We start from the raw sequence: 1,383 nt of genomic DNA, 5'->3' as shown, positions 1-1,383 counted from the left end.
GATATCGAACACTTTTTTCGCTTCAACATCGACAAAACCAGCGTTGCTCAATGCATTCTCGGAGCGGCTTAAGGTGAAACCGTCTTGCTCGGATTCTGCAACCCAATCAAAATGAACGAAGTAACCACCTTCATTTAGCAACGAATGAGCAATGTCTAACGACGATTCCACATCATCGACAAAAGCAAGGACAGAAGACGCAACCACAAGATCAAATTGTCCGCGGAAAGCAGGATGTTGCGCCACTAAACCTCGTGATAATGCATCTACGACTGGCTCAACGTTGAGTAACTCTTTTTTGTCGAGCTCTTCAATCATGGCTTCAGACGCATCTAACGCCACAATATCCTTAACAATGGGTGACAACAATTGGCTTAATTGTCCGGTGCCGCATCCAAAATCTAAAACTTTAATGCCATCAAGCTGAGTTAGCTGTTGTAACTGTGCAAACACCGACTGCGCAAATTGCTCTGTTGCTGGGTTCGATTCCCAGTTCTTTGCTAAGCCGTCCCAATCTTGTGCCATCGTGGCCTCCATGTTCACTTCTTATAGCCCACATATCACTATGTGACGTCAAAATGCAGTTGGCGCATTTTGAAATTAATAGGCTATAGGGTACCGCAAAACCGCTAAAAGACCATAGACTTATCTGGCGAATTACTATTTTTTTCGATAATCTTTCACAGCTTTGGGAGCACATCTCTATCGTGCCCTACTTTATTGCAAATTCTTAATTGGTTGTGTCAAATCATGAACTTAACTCAGGTAGAAGCTTTCTGCACTATCGCAGAGTGTGGCTCAGTCTCCGAAGCTGCGCGGCAGTTAGACTGTAACCGCACCAAACTCAGCATGTCGATCAAGGCATTAGAAAAAGAGCTCGATGTTGAGTTGTTCACAAGAACAGGAAACCAACTGACGCTTTCGGAAGCGGGAAAAGCAATTTACAAAGATTGCGAGTATTTGTTGGTCACAGCTCAACGAATCAGAAAAACATGCGCGCAAATATCCGAAGGCTTCAACGCCGAAGTCTGGGTGGCGCGTGATGACTCACTGCCAGACGATTTGTGGCAAGAACTGTCTCACCGACTCAACAATCGATTCCCTTCTACAACGTTTAACCTCATCTTGGCCTCTAGTGGTGACTTGGCTAACTTAGTCAGTACTCATCAAGTCGATTTTGCATTCGGTGTCGACTATGAACGCATCGATGACCCGCACATTGTTTACAAACCGCTGGGGAAAATCCGAATGATGTCTGTGTGTAGCGCTGATCATCGCTTAAGTAAGATGCGTCGCGTATCCGATGAAGATCTACGCAGCCAAATGCAGGCTTTGATGGTTTACCTCAACGAGAAAGACAACCCAGGCTTACAGCCGTTCTCA

Annotated in this window: 2 protein-coding genes; one reads left to right on the top strand and one right to left on the bottom strand. The window is 45.3% G+C overall.

The genetic code is table 11. From position 1 onward, the window contains the following. Positions 1 to 525: class I SAM-dependent methyltransferase (locus R8N28_RS24930; RefSeq protein WP_318183630.1), on the bottom strand; the 525-nt coding region annotated here is incomplete at its 3' end. A gap of 225 nt (positions 526 to 750) precedes the next feature. Between R8N28_RS24930 and R8N28_RS24925 the strand changes: the two genes are divergently transcribed. Beyond that, the coding region (locus R8N28_RS24925; protein WP_318183629.1) for a LysR family transcriptional regulator at positions 751 to 1,383 on the top strand (633 nt) is incomplete at its 3' end.

Source organism: Vibrio sp. Vb1554 (assembly GCF_033344235.1).
Note: the sequence above shows the minus strand (reverse complement) of the source record. Positions and strands in the feature narration are given on the sequence as shown.